The organism is Pseudomonas sp. HMSC066A08 (genome assembly GCF_001813025.1).
Lineage (GTDB): Bacteria > Pseudomonadota > Gammaproteobacteria > Pseudomonadales > Pseudomonadaceae > Pseudomonas > Pseudomonas aeruginosa.
This window is the reverse complement of record NZ_KV811376.1, coordinates 1-14,597: the sequence shown is the minus strand read 5'-3', so window position 1 is coordinate 14,597 and position 14,597 is coordinate 1. Positions and strand designations below refer to the sequence as shown.

The following is a 14,597-nucleotide window of genomic DNA, read 5'->3' as shown; positions in this document are numbered from 1 at the left end:
CGAAGGCACCAACGGCATCCAGGCGCTCGACCTGATGGGCCGCAAGGTGGTCGCCAACGGCGGGCTGTTCCTCTCCATCTTCAGCCGCGAGGTGCGAGCCTTCGCCGCCGGCGCCAACGCCGAACTGGCGGAATTCGTCACCCCGCTACTGACCGCCGTGGACCTGCTGGACAACCTCACCCAGGGCATCGTCGCCCGCGCCGGCAACGACCCGCGCGAGATCGGCGCAGCCTCGGTGGAATACCTGCATCTGTTCGGCTATACCGCCTACGCCTACCTCTGGGCGCGCATGGCCGCCGCCGCGCTGCGCCAGCGCGAGGCCGACCCGGTGTTCCACGACGGCAAGCTGGCCACCGCGCGCTTCTACTTCGCCCGCATCCTGCCCCGCGTGCACTCCCTCGCCGCCGCCGTCGAAGCCGGCAGCGAAAGCCTGTACGGCCTGGAGGCGGAACAGTTCTGACGCTTCCGTCGAGCGTTGACGCGCGGCCCGTGGGCCGCGTGTTTTTTCCGGGACAGCATGCAACGCGCTGTCCGCCGACAGCCCGCGATAACGGCGGATAACCGCGAAGCGGTTAGCCGCCCTACGATGCCCGGGAAGGCATTCTTGAAAAACGACGCAACCGCCGGTTATTCGCTAGACCAAGAACAAGGACATATCCATGCGAACCCTCACCACCCTCCTCGGCAACAGCCAGAAACTCGACGGCGGCGCCATGTTCGGCAATGCCCCGCGCGCGCTCTGGTCACGCTGGATGCAGCCCGATGCGGAGAACCGCATCGACCTAGGCTGCCGTGCGCTGCTGGTGCGCGACGGCGAGCGCAACGTACTGGTGGAGACCGGCATCGGCGCGTTCTTCCCGCCCGCCCTGCGCCAGCGCTATGGCGTCCAGGAAGAGCGCCACGTACTGCTCGACAGCCTCGCCGCGGTCGACCTGGCCGACGCCGACATCGACGTGGTGCTGCTCACCCACCTGCACTTCGACCACGCCGGCGGCCTGCTCGCCGCCTGGGAAGAAGGCCAGCCGGCGCGCCTGCTGTTCCCCAACGCGCATTTCGTCAGCGGCCGCCGCCACTGGCAGCGCGCGCGCCAGCCACACCCGCGCGACCGTGCCTCGTTCGTGCCGGAACTGCTCGACCTGCTGCAGGCCAGCGGACGCCTGGAGCTGCTCGACGACGGCGAGCGTTCGGCGCATCTGGGCGAGGGCTGGCGTTTCCATTTCAGCGAAGGCCATACCCCGGGCCAGATGCTCCCGGAGATCGCCATGCCCGACGGCCCGGTGGTATTCAGCGGCGACCTGATCCCCGGCGCACCCTGGGTACACCTGCCGCTGACCATGGGCTACGACCGCTTCCCGGAAGGCCTGATCGAGGAAAAGGAACGCCTGCTGGACAGCCTCATCGCCCGTAACGGCCGACTGGTCTTCACCCATGATCCGAGCGTCGCCATGGGCCGGGTGCGACGTGACGAACAGGAGCGCTACAGCCTCTACGACACCCTCGAGCGGGTCGAGAACCTCGAGGCCTGAGCGAAAGGCGCGGCCCGCCCCGGCGGCGGGCCGCGGGAATCAGGAACGCGCCTTGCGCGCGCCCTTGCAGCGCTCGATGCCGAGCCGGCAGATCCGCTCGCAGAGTTCGGCGAAACCGATCCCGGCCGCCGCCGCGGCCTGCGGCAGCAGGCTGGTGGCGGTCATTCCCGGCAGGGTATTGACCTCCAGGCACCAGAGCCGGCCCTGTTCGTCGAGGCGGAAGTCGGTGCGGCTGTAGCCGCTCAGCTTCAGCGCCCGGTGTACCTTCAGCGCCAGACGCTGGGCCTCGGCGGCGATCGCCGGCGGCAGGTCGGCGGGAAACACCTCGCGCACCGCGCCGGTCTGGTACTTGTGCTCGTAGTCGAAGACCTCCTGGCCGCCGAGGAGAATCTCGCCCACCGGCAGCGCCTGGTCGTCGAGCACCCCGACGGTGACCTCGCGGCCGGCGACGAAGCGCTCCAGCATCACCTCGTCGCCATAGCGCCCGGCCAGCTCGATGGCCGGCTGCAATTCGGCCTGGGAATGCACGATGGACAGCCCCACGGTGGAGCCCTGGCTGTTCGGCTTGACCACCAGGGGGAAGCCCAGTTGCTCGCGTACCGCCTCTTCCGAGGCCGGCGCCATCAGCCAACTGGCGGTCTCCACCCCGGCGGCGAGGAACAGGCGCTTGGCCACGTCCTTGTCCATCGCCATGGCGCTGGCCAGGTGGCCGCTGCCGGTATAGGCGAAACCACCGGCATCCAGCAGCGCCTGCAGGGTGCCGTCCTCGCCGGTGCCGCCGTGCAGGGCGAGGAAGAACACGTCGACCCCGGCCAGTTCGCCGGCGCTCAGCAGGCTCTGCTTGCCGCTGCGGATGATCGCCAGCGAGTCGGAGTCCGGCGGGACCTCCTTGACCTTGCTCGCCAGCAGGCGACGCTCTTCCTCCGCGCCGAGCAGGCCGCTGGCGGTATCCACCGCCAGCACCTGGTGGCCGGCGCTGCGCAACGCCTGGATCACCTGCGCGCCGCTGGCGATGGAGACGTCCCGCTCCTCACTGCTGCCGCCGAAGAGAACGGCGACCTTCAACTTGTCCTGTCCCATGTTCCACCTGTAGTTCCAGTGCTGGAGGCAGAAAAGCACAACACAGGGGTAACTGAACAGAGACAGTCATCGTCGCGCGCAGCGAACGACCTCCCTCAGCCGCCCAGTTCCTCGACCAGCGTGCGCAGCAGTTCGGCGGCCGGCAGCTCCCGCGCCAGCGCCGCGCCCTGGCCGGCCCACTGGGCGGCGAAATCATGGTTGCCGCGAGCCAGAGCGGCGGTCTGCAACGCCTTGGTCGCGTCGTAGACGAACGGATAGTCCGGCAAGGGCGGCACTCCAGGCGCGGCGGCATCGAAGAACATCCGGTTGGGCAGGCCGCGAGCGCTGCGCCCGGACATGGTCACGGTCAGCGCGGTGCGCGCCGCGCGCGGCCCCTTCAGCGCCTCGCGGTAGGCGGCGTTGGCCGAGGACTCCGGACAGAGGACGAAGGCGGTGCCCATCTGCACGGCGCTCGCGCCCAGCTCCAGGGCGGCGCGGATGCCCCGTCCGTCCATGATCCCGCCGGCAGCGACCACCGGTAGCGAACCGCGCGCCGCCAGCAGGCGGACCAGCGCCAGGGTGCCGATGGCGGCGTCGCCGCGCTCCGGCTCGAACACCCCGCGATGGCCACCGGCCTCGATGCCCTGGGCGACCACCGCATCGGCGCCGGCGGCCTCCACCAGGGCCGCTTCCTCCGGCGTGGTGGCGCTGACCAGTACGCGGATGCCCGCCGCCTGCAACGCGCGAACCTGGTCGCGGGGCGGCGCGCCGAAATGGAAGCTGACCGCCGCCGGCCGCTCTTCCAGCAGCATCGGCAACAGGGTCGGGTCTTCGAGGAAACTCAGGTAGATGTTCTTCAGCCGCGTCGGCGGCTCGGCGCCGAACTCGGCGAACAGCGGCTTCAGGTAGTCCAGCCAGGCGCGCTCGCGGGCCGGGTCGGCCTGAGCCGGGCGGTGGCAGAACAGATTGACGTTGAACGGCTGGTCGGTCAGCCCGCGCACCTCGCGGATCAGCGCCCGCCCCTTCTCGGCGGCGCTACCGGTAATGGCGATCGAACCGAGCCCGCCGGCGTTCGATACGGCGGCGGCCAGCGCCGGCGTGGAGACGCCGAGCATGGGTGCCTGGATGATCGGCTGCTGGATGCCGAGCAGGCGCGTGAAGCGGTCAGTCATGGCGATTCCCTCTCCCGGTCGGACGACACCGCGTCGGCCGACGCTTGACCAATATATCTTCATAAAAGAATATTTTTAACAAATCATTCTTATAAAGAGATAAATCGATGGACCTTTCCTCCCTCGAAATCTTCCGCGCGGTCGCCCGCGAAGCCAGCGTCACCCGCGCCGCGCAGCAGTTGCAGCGAGCGCAGTCGAACGTCACCACGCGGATCCGCCAGCTCGAGGAGGACCTGGGCGTCGAACTGTTCCTGCGCGACGGCAAGCGCATGAGCCTGACCGAACGCGGCAGCGAATTCCTCGCCTACGCCGAGCAGCTGCTGGCTCTCGCCGACGAGGCGCGCCAGTCGATGCATCCCGCCGAGCCCGGCGGGCACCTGCGCCTGGGCAGCATGGAAAGCACCGCGGCCAGCCGCCTGCCGGCGCTGCTGGCGACCTATCACAAGGCCTGTCCGCGGGTCGCCCTGGAAGTCTCCACCGGCACCAGTCGCGCGTTGTTCGATGGAGTGCGCGCGCGGCGCCTGGACTGCGCGCTGGTGGCCGCCGGCCCGGGCTGGGCCGGCGAACTCGACGGCAGCGGCCTGCGCGGCGAGCCGCTGTTCCGCGAGGAACTGCTGATGATCCTGCCGGCCGAACACCCGCCGGTCCACGACGTCGCCGAGGTGCGCCTGCGCACGCTGGCCGGCTTCGCCCGTGGCTGCACCTACCGGCAACTGGCCGAGGACAGCCTGGGCACGCCGCTGACGGTGCAGGAAGTCGGCTCCTACCATGCGATCCTCGCCTGCGTCGCCGCCGGCGCCTGTGTCGGCGTGCTGCCGCGCTCGGTGCTGCAACTGCTCGGCACGCCGCCGCTGCGCAGTCTGCCCCTTGCCGAAGTAGACACCTGGCTGGTCTGGCGCGAAGGTTACGCGACCGCCGCCTTCGAACGCTGGCGCGGCCTGCTGGGCCAGGCCGGCGACTGAGCGCCCAGGGGCGAACCCAACGGCCTGGCTCCGGTCCAACCCCGAGCCATCAGAACAATAGCGAGCCAAGGAGTTGCCCATGAGAAGACTGCCCACCCTCTGCCTGCTGGCCCTCGCGCCGCTCACCGGCGTGGCGCCCCAGGCCCAGGCCGCCAGCCTCTACAACCTGCTGGTGGGGACCTACACCGAAGGCTCCAGCGAGGGCATCCAGGTATACCGCTTCGACGGCGCCGACGGCTCGGTGAAAGGCCCGCTGCGCGTGGCCCATACCAGCAACCCCTCGTACCTGACCTTCGCCCCGGACCAACGCACTCTGTTCGTGGTCAACGAGAACGGACGGGGCGGCAAGGGCGATACCATCGGTCGCGCCACGTCCTACCGTTTCGATCCGATCAGCGGCCGCCTGCAACAGATCAGCCAGGTCCAGACCCTCGGCGATCATCCGACCTACAGCAGCCTCAGCCACGACGGTCGCTACCTGTTCGTCGCCAACTACTCGGTACAGCCGGAAGGCTCGGTGGCGGTACTGCCGGTGCGCGCGGACGGCTCGCTGGCGCCGGTGGTGCAGGTGGAGTCGCACCAGGCCAGCAAGGTGCATCCGCGCCAGGCTTCCGGTCATGTGCACTCGGTGGTGTCCTCGCCCGACGGCCAGTACCTGTTCGCCCCCGACCTCGGCGCCGACAAGGTATTCGTCTACCGCTACGCCCCGGAACAGGCCGAACGTCCGCTGCAGACGGCCGATCCGGCATTCGTCCCGACCCCGCCCGGCAGCGGCCCGCGCCATCTGATCTTCAGCGCCGACGGTCGTTTCGCCTACCTGACCCTGGAACTGAGCGGCCAGGTGATGGTGTTCGCCCATGAGGGTAATGGCCGCCTGCGCCAGTTGCAGACCCACGACCTGGCGCCTGCCGGCTTCCAGGGCAAGGTCGGTGCCGGCGCCCTGCATCTGTCCGCCGACGGCCGCTTCCTCGGCGTGCTCAATCGCGGCGACGACAACCAACTGGTGACCTTCGCCGTCGACCCGGCCAGCGGCCAGTTGCGTTTCGTCGAACGGCGCTCGGTGGAAGGCACCGAGCCGCGCGAATTCGCCTTCTCGCCCGGCGGGCGCTTCGTCCTCGTGGCCAACCAGAACAGCGACCAGTTGCGGGTGTTCGCCCGCGATCCACAGAGCGGCCAGGTGGGCAAGACGCTGCAAAGCGTCGAGGTGGGGTCGCCGAGCGATCTGCGCTTCGTGGCGGTGCCATGACCTTGCGCTCGGCCATCCGTAGGGCGGATAACGCCGCTGGGCCCGCGGATCGGCGCTAAGCGGTCATCCGCACTGCGGAGCCAGACCCGAAGCCCGCCCTGGCTCCAAGGCCCACAGGCATGGAGCTTCCGCCCACATACGGCAGGTCCTGTAGGGCGAATAACGCCATGGGCGTTATCCGCCGCTGTCCCGGAGAACCGGCGGATAACCGCAAGCGGTTATTCGCCCTACGGAACCAGGATCCGCCATGTGGAGGTTTGTCATGCTTGCCCTCCAGACGATGGGCTAGCGAACTCGCCTCGGCAGGAGGCCGAATCGTCGCGCAGCGGGTCGAGCGACAGCGATGCCGCGAAGGCGTCTCGCTCCAGGGGAAACCGTCGCGACGGGTGGCCCGCAAGCTACGGCCCGCCAGAACGTTTCCCAGCCCCTTCCCCAATAGCCCCGCGACCAATCGTCAGCCCCTCATCCCAGCGTCCCGCGACGCCAACGAATCCACCTGCAACCCACGCCCAGCAAGGCCTACAGCACTAATCACAGACGCCCTTGACCTCAACTTAACTTGAGGTTCTATAGTCCCCGCTGCGGTCACACCGCCCCGTTTCCCCAGGACCACGAACCGCCCCCACGGCCGCTTCGCGGCGCCGGATGGCGACCAGCACAAGGAACGACCCATGCAGCGCTTCATCGATAACTCGCTCGAAAGCAACTGGCTCTGGCTGACCGCCCGGATCTGCCTGGCCCTGATGTTCGTCGCCTCGGGACTGGCGAAGCTGTTCGACTACCAGGCCAGCCTGGAGGAAATGCGCGCCGCCGGCCTGGAGCCGGCCTGGCTGTTCAACAGCGCCACCGCCGTAACCCTGCTGGCCGGCTCCGCGCTGGTCCTGCTGGACCGCAAGCTATGGCTCGGCGCCGGGGCGTTGGCGGTGTTCCTGCTGCTGACCATCCTCATCGTCCACACCTTCTGGAACAAGACCGGCGTCGAAGCCAAGCTGGCGATGTTCTTCGCCCTCGAGCACATCGCGGTGATCGGCGGCCTGATCGCCACGGCCATCGCCAGCGCGCAACGCCAGCGGCTGCGCCAGGACGTCTCCGTGGCCACCACCTACCAGAAGGCCTGAGGCGATCATGCAGAAACCCGTCCTGATCGCCAGTGCCGCGCTCTTCTGCGCGGCGGTTATCGGCATCGCCGTCTACGCCACCGGCTCGGCGAAGAAAGACGCCGGCGGTTTCGCCGGCTACCCGCCGGTGAAGGTCGCCCTCGCCTCGGTGGAGCGGCGGGTGGTGCCGCGCGTCTTCGATGGCGTCGGCGAGCTGGAGGCCGGTCGCCAGGTCCAGGTGGCCGCCGAAGCGGCAGGACGGATCACCCGCATCGCCTTCGAATCGGGCCAGCAGGTGCAGCAGGGGCAATTGCTGGTGCAACTCAACGACGCGGTGGAACAGGCAGAGCTGATCCGTCTCAAGGCGCAGTTGCGCAATGCCGAGATCCTCCATGCCCGTGCGCGCAAGCTGGTAGAGCGCAACGTCGCCTCGCAGGAACAGCTGGACAATGCCGTCGCCGCCCGCGACATGGCGCTCGGCGCGGTGCGCCAGACCCAGGCGCTGATCGACCAGAAGGCGATCCGCGCGCCCTTCTCCGGCCAGCTCGGGATCCGCCGCGTACCCCTCGGCCAGTACCTCGGCGTCGCCGAGCCGGTGGCCAGCCTGGTGGATGCGCGGACCCTGAAAAGCAATTTCTCCCTGGACGAAAGCACCAGCCCCGAGCTGAAGCTCGGCCAGCCCCTCGAGGTCCTGGTCGACGCCTATCCGGGGCGCAGCTTCCCGGCGCGCATCAGCGCCATCGACCCGCTGATCGGCAAGTCGCGCACGGTGCAGGTCCAGGCCTTGCTGGACAACCCCGAAGGCCTGCTCGCCGCCGGCATGTTCGCCAGCATCCGGGTCTCGCGCAAAGCCGACGCGCCGTCGCTGAGCGTGCCGGAAACCGCGGTCACCTACACCGCCTACGGCGACACCGTGTTCGTCGCCCACCAGGACGGCGACCGGCCGCTCAGCGCCAAGCGCGTCTCGGTGCGGATCGGCGAGCGCTGGGACGGTCGCGTGGAAATCCTCCAGGGCCTCGCCGAAGGCGACCGGGTAGTGACTTCCGGACAGATCAACCTGAGCGACGGGATGGCCGTGGAACCGGTCAAGGAAGACACCCTGAGCAGCGCCGCGCCCCCCGTGCCGGTCGCCGGCCGCTGAAGGAACCCCGCGATGACCTTTACCGACCTGTTCGTCCGCCGGCCGGTGCTGGCGCTGGTGGTCAGCACGCTGATCCTGCTGCTCGGCCTGTTCTCCCTGGGCAAGCTGCCGATCCGCCAGTACCCGCTGCTGGAAAGCTCGACCATCACCGTCACCACCGAGTACCCCGGCGCCTCCGCCGATCTCATGCAAGGCTTCGTCACCCAGCCGATCGCCCAGGCGGTGTCGTCGGTGGAGGGCATCGACTACCTTTCCTCGACCTCGGTGCAAGGGCGTAGCGTGGTGACCATCCGCATGCTGCTCAACCGCGATTCGACCCAGGCGATGACCGAGACCATGGCCAAGGTCAACTCGGTGCGCTACAAGCTGCCCGAGCGTGCCTACGACTCGGTGATCGAACGCTCTTCCGGCGAGACCACCGCGGTAGCCTACGTCGGCTTTTCCAGCAAGACCCTGCCGATCCCGGCGTTGACCGACTACCTGTCGCGGGTGGTCGAGCCGATGTTCTCTTCCATCGACGGCGTGGCCAAGGTCCAGACCTTTGGCGGCCAGCGCCTGGCCATGCGCCTCTGGCTCGACGCCGACCGCCTCGCCGGGCGCGGCCTGACCGCCTCCGACGTGGCCGAGGCGATCCGCCGCAACAACTACCAGGCGGCGCCGGGGATGGTGAAGGGGCAGTACGTACTGTCCAACGTGCGGGTCAACACCGACCTGACCAACGTCGACGACTTCCGCGAAATGGTCATCCGCAACGATGGCAACGGCCTGGTGCGCCTGCGCGACGTCGGTACCGTCGAACTGGGCGCCGCCGCCACCGAGACCAGCGCACTGATGGACGGCGACCCGGCGGTGCACCTGGGGTTGTTCCCGACGCCCACCGGCAACCCGCTGGTGATCGTCGACGGCATCCGCAAGCTGCTGCCGGAGATCCAGAAGACCCTGCCGCCGGATGTCCGCGTCGACCTCGCCTACGAGACCTCGCGCTTCATCCAGGCCTCCATCGACGAGGTGGTGCGGACCCTGGTGGAAGCGCTGCTGATCGTGGTGCTGGTGATCTACCTCTGCCTCGGCTCGCTGCGCAGCGTGCTGATCCCGGTGGCGACCATTCCCCTGTCGATGCTCGGTGCCGCCGCGCTGATGCTGGCCTTCGGCTTCAGCGTCAACCTGCTGACCCTGCTGGCGATGGTGCTGGCCATCGGGCTGGTGGTGGACGACGCCATCGTGGTGGTGGAGAACGTCCACCGCCACATCGAGGAAGGCAAGTCGCCGGTGGCGGCGGCGCTGATCGGCGCCCGCGAAGTGGCCGGCCCGGTGATCGCCATGACCATCACCCTGGCCGCCGTGTACACCCCCATCGGCCTGATGGGCGGCCTCACCGGCGCGCTGTTCCGCGAGTTCGCCCTGACCCTGGCGGGCGCGGTGATCGTGTCCGGGGTGGTGGCGCTGACCCTGTCGCCGGTGATGAGTTCGCTGCTGCTCCAGGCACACCAGAACGAGGGGCGCATGGGCCGCGCCGCCGAGTGGTTCTTCGGCGGCCTGACGCGGCGCTACGGGCAGGTCCTGGAGTTCTCCCTGGGCCACCGCTGGCTGACCGGCGGCCTCGCATTGCTGGTGTGCATCAGCCTGCCGCTGCTGTATTCGATGCCCAAGCGCGAACTGGCGCCGACCGAGGACCAGGCCGCGGTGCTCACCGCGATCAAGGCGCCGCAGCACGCCAACCTCGACTACGTCGAACTGTTCGCGCGCAAGCTCGACCAGGTCTACACCAGCATCCCGGAAACCGTGAGCACCTGGATCATCAACGGCACCGACGGACCGGCGGCGAGCTTCGGCGGGATCAACCTGGCGGCCTGGGAAAAACGCGAGCGCGACGCCTCGGCGATCCAGTCCGAGCTGCAAGGCAAGGTCGGCGACGTCGAGGGCAGCAGCATCTTCGCCTTCCAGTTGGCCGCCCTGCCCGGCTCCACCGGCGGCCTGCCGGTGCAGATGGTGCTGCGCAGCCCGCAGGACTATCCGGTGCTCTACCGGACCATGGAAGAGATCAAGCAGAAGGCCCGACAGAGCGGGCTGTTCGTGGTGGTCGACAGCGACCTCGACTACAACAACCCGGTGGTCCAGGTCCGCATCGACCGCGCCAAGGCCAACAGCCTGGGCATCCGCATGCAGGACATCGGCGAGTCGCTGGCGGTGCTGGTGGGCGAGAACTACGTCAACCGCTTCGGCATGGAAGGCCGCTCCTACGACGTGATCCCGCAGAGCCTGCGCGACCAGCGTTTCACTCCGCAAGCGCTGGCACGACAGTTCGTGCGCACCCAGGACGGCAACCTGGTGCCGCTGTCGACGGTGGTCCGGGTGGCGCTTCAGGTCGAGCCGAACAAGCTGATCCAGTTCGACCAGCAGAACGCCGCGACCCTCCAGGCGATCCCCGCGCCCGGCGTCTCCATGGGCCAGGCGGTGGCCTTCCTCGACGACGTGGCGCGCGGCCTGCCGGCCGGCTTCAGCCACGACTGGCAGTCCGACTCGCGGCAATACACCCAGGAAGGCAACACCCTGGTGTTCGCCTTCCTCGCCGCCCTGGTGGTGATCTACCTGGTGCTCGCCGCACAGTACGAGAGCCTGGCCGACCCGCTGATCATCCTGATCACCGTGCCGCTGTCGATCTGCGGCGCGCTACTGCCGCTGGCGCTGGGCTACGCGACGATGAACATCTATACGCAGATCGGCCTGGTCACCCTGATCGGCCTGATCAGCAAGCACGGCATCCTCATGGTCGAGTTCGCCAACGAACTGCAACTCCACGAGCGCCTCGACCGCCGCGCGGCGATCCTGCGCGCCGCGCAGATCCGCCTGCGGCCGGTGCTGATGACCACCGCGGCAATGGTCTTCGGCCTGGTGCCGCTGCTCTTCGCCAGCGGTGCCGGCGCCGCCAGCCGCTTCGGCCTGGGCGTGGTGATCGTCTCCGGGATGCTGGTCGGCACGCTCTTCACCCTGTTCGTGCTACCCACCGTCTATACCCTGCTGGCGCGCAACCACGCGGAAGTCGACAAGAGCCCGCGCAGCCGGCAACTGGCCGAGGCCGATCTGCTGGTGAACAAGGCATGAAGCGCTCCTACCCGAACCTTTCGCGCCTGGCGCTGGCCCTGGCGGTCGGCACCGGCCTGGCCGCCTGCAGCGTCGGCCCCGACTACCAGCGTCCGCAGTCGCCGCCACCACGCGTCGCCAGCGAGCACCTCGGCGAGTTCTCCGGCGAGCGGCGGGAAGCGCCCTGGTGGAGCTTCTTCGACGATCCGCAGCTGGTGCGCCTGATCGACCAGGCGCTGGCGCGCAACCACGACATCCGCGAGGCCCGCGCCAACCTGCGCAGCGCCCGCGCGCTGTTCGACGACCGCTGGCTCGACCAGTTGCCGCAGGTCACCAGCCAGGCCGGCTACAGCCGCAGCATCGAACAACAGCTGGACTACGACGGCGAGCCGCGCCGGCGCCTGGCGGAGAGCTACCGCGCCGGCTTCGACGCGCAGTGGGAAATCGACCTGTTCGGCCGCCTCGGCCGACTTTCCGACGCCGCCCTGGCCCGCGCCGAAGCGGCCGACGCCGACCTCCGGCTGGTACGCCTGAGCATCGCCGCCGACACCGCCCGTGCCTACTTCGAGATCCAGGGCTACCAGCGCCGGCTGGACGTGGCGCGCGCCCAGGTGCGCAGTTGGCGCGACACCCTGGAGCTGACCCGCAGCAGCCTGCAACTGGGCAGCGGCCTGCCGGAGGACGTGGAGAACGCCCAGGCCAACCTGCTGCGCAGCGAAGCGGCGATTCCGCCACTGACGACCGCGCTGGAGGGCGCCCGCTACCGCCTCGACGTGCTGCGCGGCGAGGCACCGGGCAGCGGCGCGCCGATCCTCGACGGCAGCGGCGCCGCGCCATTGGCGAAGAACCTGCCGCTGGGCGACGTCGACCGCCTGATCCTCCAGCGCCCCGACGTAGTCAGCGCCGAGCGGCAACTGGCAGCGAGCACCGAAGACGTCGGCGCGGCCACCGCCGAACTCTATCCGCGCCTCGACCTCGGCGGCTTCATCGGTTTCTTCGCCCTGCGCAGCGGCGACCTCGGCAGCGCCTCGCGCGCCTTCGAACTGGCGCCCAGCGTCAGTTGGCCGGCGTTCCGCCTGGGCAACGTGCGGGCCCGCCTGCGCGCCGTCGAAGCGCAGTCCGACGCCGCGCTGGCGCGCTACCAGCGCTCCCTGCTGCTGGCCCAGGAGGACGTCGGCAACGCGCTCAACCAACTGGCCGAACACCAGCGTCGGCTGGTCGCCCTGTTCCAGTCCGCGACCCATGGCGCGAACGCCCTGGAGATCGCCAACGAACGCTACCGCGCCGGCGCCGGCAGCTACCTGGCGGTGCTGGAGAACCAGCGCGCGCTGTACCAGATCCGCGAGGAACTGGCGCAGGCGGAGACCGCCTCGTTCGTCAACGTCATCGCGCTCTACAAGGCGCTCGGCTGGGGCAGCGGCGACCTCGCGCCGGGCGCCGGCCAACTGGCCGCCGGCGAAAGCGTCGGGGCCAACCGCTGAGAGTTCCGATTCAGGCCCTGGCAGCGACGATCATGCGGGTTTCCATCGGCAGCTCGACGATCCGCTCCACCGCGAAGCCGCCGCGCCCGAGCAGGTCGACCACCTCCTCGGTGGTGCGGTGGCGGCCAGCGCAGGCCATGAACAGGTGCACGTCCCAGAGCACCGACATCGGCGATGGCTCGCTGGCCGAGATGGTCCGCTCGATCACCACCACCCGGCCGTCGCCGGCCATCGCCTCGCGGCAATTGCCGAGCAACCTCAGGCTGGCGGCTTCGTCCAGGTCGCCGATGATCCGCGACAGCAGGTAGATATCGCCGTTGGACGGCACCTCTTGCAGCATGTCGCCGCCCACCAGGCTGACGCGCTCCCCTGCCAACAGGCTGGAGAGGTTGTCGCGGGCCACGCCGAGGGAACCCTCGCGGTCGAGCATCACGCCCCGGGCGCTGGGCTCGGCCTGCAGGATGGCCTTGGTCAATTCGCCGGAACCGCCACCGACGTCGACGAAGCTACGCCCGCGGAAATCCAGGAGCCTGGGGATCTCGTGGAAGGCCAGGTTGCTCGCCTTCATCGCCAGCAGGAAGCGCCGGCCGGCATCCGGGCAGCGCTTCAGGTAGCTGTAGAAGTCTTCGCCGAACGCCAGCTCGAAGCCTGGGGTACCGCTGAGCAGGGCCTCGCAGGCGGGCGTCCAGGCGGCGTGGAACTCCTCGCCGTAGAACAGCACCATGTCGCGGAAGGAGCCCTCGACATCCCTCAGCAGGTGGCTGGTGGGGGTATTGGCGTAGCCGTCGCGGGTATCGCCCTGGAAGATCTCGAAGGCCACCAGCAGGCGCATCAGTCGATGGATGCGCTCGGCATCGGAACCGACCGCGGCGGCCAGCGTCTCGTCGCTGTCGATCCCGCTCTCGATCAGATCGGCCAGCCCGAGGCGCGTAGCGACGTAGACGCAACGGGACTTCCATTCCCCGGTAACAACTTGTATCAAATTACGCGCAGCAGCAAGATTCGAATTATTCATCTTTTATTCTCTCTCGTTACACATTTCCGTAACCCGAGAAGTACCCAAGCGCTCTATTTCGCACTTCTTGCCCGCTCGGCGAGAAATACCGCAGAACACCCCGGTTCATTCGGAACTTTGAGAAAAAATGCGCTCATCCCCCGGATCAGCGCTGCCTGGATCTCGTTGCGGAAACAACCCTGGAACTTTCCAACTGCCCGTTCCAGAGCCTTTTCCTGCGCACCGAAAGAATAAAATTACAACTTGGCTACAACCTCCGGCATTGCAGGAAGCATCAGCTTAGCAATCCCGCATACCCTGTCTGGCACCTACCAGATCTTGTAGTTGAGCCGGTACGAGCGTTCTGTGTTTTATGCAATCCACATCAGCAACCAGGGATGCTGGCTATTTGAAACACTTCACGGAATGACGCTGAAAGTCTTCGCGACCTCGTCTGTCGCACCTTAACGAAAGCATTGCGAATCCATTACCGACAGGTTTCCAAAAGAAACCCGGGATGAAACTCCTATTGCCTTTCGAAAATTGGAAACGCCAGGCGAACATATGTAACGCGAAATTTCATCCTACCTATAAACAATGCGCCCAGCGAATATCGCTCCCTTACCGAGCGACGAACTCCTGCGCGCCAGCGAATAACCGATGCCGCGAGGAAAAAGTTTCTCCGGCATACCTGGAGAGCCCTCTCGGAGGCGGCGCATGAGCGGTCAGCGGCACAGGGAAACACCCCACGACATCGAGCGTCTGCGGCGCCTGAATCGCGCCACGGTGGAGCGCTACATGGCAATGAAGGGGGCCGAACGGTTGCAGCGGCACAGCC

General features: G+C 68.2%; 12 protein-coding genes. 9 read left to right on the top strand and 3 right to left on the bottom strand.

Translation table 11 applies throughout. The features are described from left to right. The coding region (locus HMPREF2886_RS30720) for an acyl-CoA dehydrogenase C-terminal domain-containing protein (RefSeq protein WP_177344472.1) at nucleotides 1-460 on the top strand (460 nt) is incomplete at its 5' end. Between the two features lie 199 nt (nucleotides 461-659). Continuing rightward, complete coding sequence (locus HMPREF2886_RS30715) at nucleotides 660-1,526, top strand: MBL fold metallo-hydrolase (RefSeq protein WP_070749024.1); 867 nt, start codon at nucleotides 660-662, stop codon at nucleotides 1,524-1,526. Between the two features lie 39 nt (nucleotides 1,527-1,565). Here HMPREF2886_RS30715 and HMPREF2886_RS30710 read toward each other — a convergent pair whose 3' ends face one another. Next, a complete protein-coding gene (locus tag HMPREF2886_RS30710) occupies nucleotides 1,566-2,606 on the bottom strand; it encodes a D-alanine--D-alanine ligase (protein WP_070749022.1) in 1,041 nt (346 codons plus the stop codon). Nucleotides 2,607-2,701: 95 nt separating this feature from the next. Beyond that, entirely contained in the window at nucleotides 2,702-3,757 is a 1,056-nt protein-coding gene (gene nmoA, locus HMPREF2886_RS30705) for a nitronate monooxygenase (RefSeq protein ID WP_033977417.1), read from the bottom strand. 107 nt (nucleotides 3,758-3,864) lie between these two features. On the opposite strand from nmoA, the gene nmoR reads away from it, so the two are divergent. The 6 genes from nmoR (at nucleotide 3,865) to opmD (ending at nucleotide 12,765) form a co-directional block, all read left to right on the top strand. Further along, on the top strand, nucleotides 3,865-4,719 hold the full coding sequence (gene nmoR / locus HMPREF2886_RS30700) for a LysR family transcriptional regulator NmoR (protein ID WP_033968356.1): 855 nt from the start codon (nucleotides 3,865-3,867) through the stop codon (nucleotides 4,717-4,719). 79 nt (nucleotides 4,720-4,798) lie between these two features. Continuing rightward, complete coding sequence (gene ppgL / locus HMPREF2886_RS30695; RefSeq protein WP_033977415.1) at nucleotides 4,799-5,965, top strand: gluconolactonase PpgL; 1,167 nt, start codon at nucleotides 4,799-4,801, stop codon at nucleotides 5,963-5,965. Nucleotides 5,966-6,636: 671 nt separating this feature from the next. After that, a complete protein-coding gene (mexG, locus tag HMPREF2886_RS30690; RefSeq protein ID WP_033968360.1) occupies nucleotides 6,637-7,083 on the top strand; it encodes a multidrug efflux RND transporter inhibitory subunit MexG in 447 nt (148 codons plus the stop codon). A gap of 7 nt (nucleotides 7,084-7,090) precedes the next feature. Then, nucleotides 7,091-8,203, top strand: a complete 1,113-nt coding sequence (gene mexH / locus HMPREF2886_RS30685) for a multidrug efflux RND transporter periplasmic adaptor MexH (protein WP_070749020.1) — start codon at nucleotides 7,091-7,093, stop codon at nucleotides 8,201-8,203. A gap of 12 nt (nucleotides 8,204-8,215) precedes the next feature. Further along, nucleotides 8,216-11,305, top strand: a complete 3,090-nt coding sequence (gene mexI / locus HMPREF2886_RS30680; protein WP_003114727.1) for a multidrug efflux RND transporter permease MexI — start codon at nucleotides 8,216-8,218, stop codon at nucleotides 11,303-11,305. Then, nucleotides 11,302-12,765: a multidrug efflux transporter outer membrane subunit OpmD gene (gene opmD / locus HMPREF2886_RS30675; RefSeq protein WP_033968364.1), complete on the top strand. Its 1,464-nt coding sequence runs from the start codon at nucleotides 11,302-11,304 to the stop codon at nucleotides 12,763-12,765. Before mexI ends, opmD begins: the two co-directional genes overlap by 4 nt. A 10-nt stretch (nucleotides 12,766-12,775) precedes the next feature. Here the strand turns inward: opmD and phzM are convergent, their stop codons facing one another. Next, nucleotides 12,776-13,780: a phenazine-1-carboxylate N-methyltransferase PhzM gene (phzM, locus tag HMPREF2886_RS30670; RefSeq protein ID WP_033977414.1), complete on the bottom strand. Its 1,005-nt coding sequence runs from the start codon at nucleotides 13,778-13,780 to the stop codon at nucleotides 12,776-12,778. Between the two features lie 696 nt (nucleotides 13,781-14,476). Here phzM and HMPREF2886_RS30665 point away from each other — a divergent pair. Further along, a partial coding sequence (locus HMPREF2886_RS30665; protein WP_218189077.1) for a PhzA/PhzB family protein occupies nucleotides 14,477-14,597 on the top strand: 121 nt, incomplete at its 3' end.

Excerpts from the sequence above, each read along its gene's own strand:
- HMPREF2886_RS30715 (WP_070749024.1), top strand. The coding sequence starts at position 660 with ATGCGAACCCTCACCACCCTCCTCGGCAACAGCCAGAAACTCGACGGC.
- HMPREF2886_RS30710 (WP_070749022.1), bottom strand. The coding sequence starts at position 2,606 with ATGGGACAGGACAAGTTGAAGGTCGCCGTTCTCTTCGGCGGCAGCAGT.
- nmoA (WP_033977417.1), bottom strand. The coding sequence starts at position 3,757 with ATGACTGACCGCTTCACGCGCCTGCTCGGCATCCAGCAGCCGATCATC.
- nmoR (WP_033968356.1), top strand. The coding sequence starts at position 3,865 with ATGGACCTTTCCTCCCTCGAAATCTTCCGCGCGGTCGCCCGCGAAGCC.
- ppgL (WP_033977415.1), top strand. The coding sequence starts at position 4,799 with ATGAGAAGACTGCCCACCCTCTGCCTGCTGGCCCTCGCGCCGCTCACC.
- mexG (WP_033968360.1), top strand. The coding sequence starts at position 6,637 with ATGCAGCGCTTCATCGATAACTCGCTCGAAAGCAACTGGCTCTGGCTG.
- mexH (WP_070749020.1), top strand. The coding sequence starts at position 7,091 with ATGCAGAAACCCGTCCTGATCGCCAGTGCCGCGCTCTTCTGCGCGGCG.
- mexI (WP_003114727.1), top strand. The coding sequence starts at position 8,216 with ATGACCTTTACCGACCTGTTCGTCCGCCGGCCGGTGCTGGCGCTGGTG.
- opmD (WP_033968364.1), top strand. The coding sequence starts at position 11,302 with ATGAAGCGCTCCTACCCGAACCTTTCGCGCCTGGCGCTGGCCCTGGCG.
- phzM (WP_033977414.1), bottom strand. The coding sequence starts at position 13,780 with ATGAATAATTCGAATCTTGCTGCTGCGCGTAATTTGATACAAGTTGTT.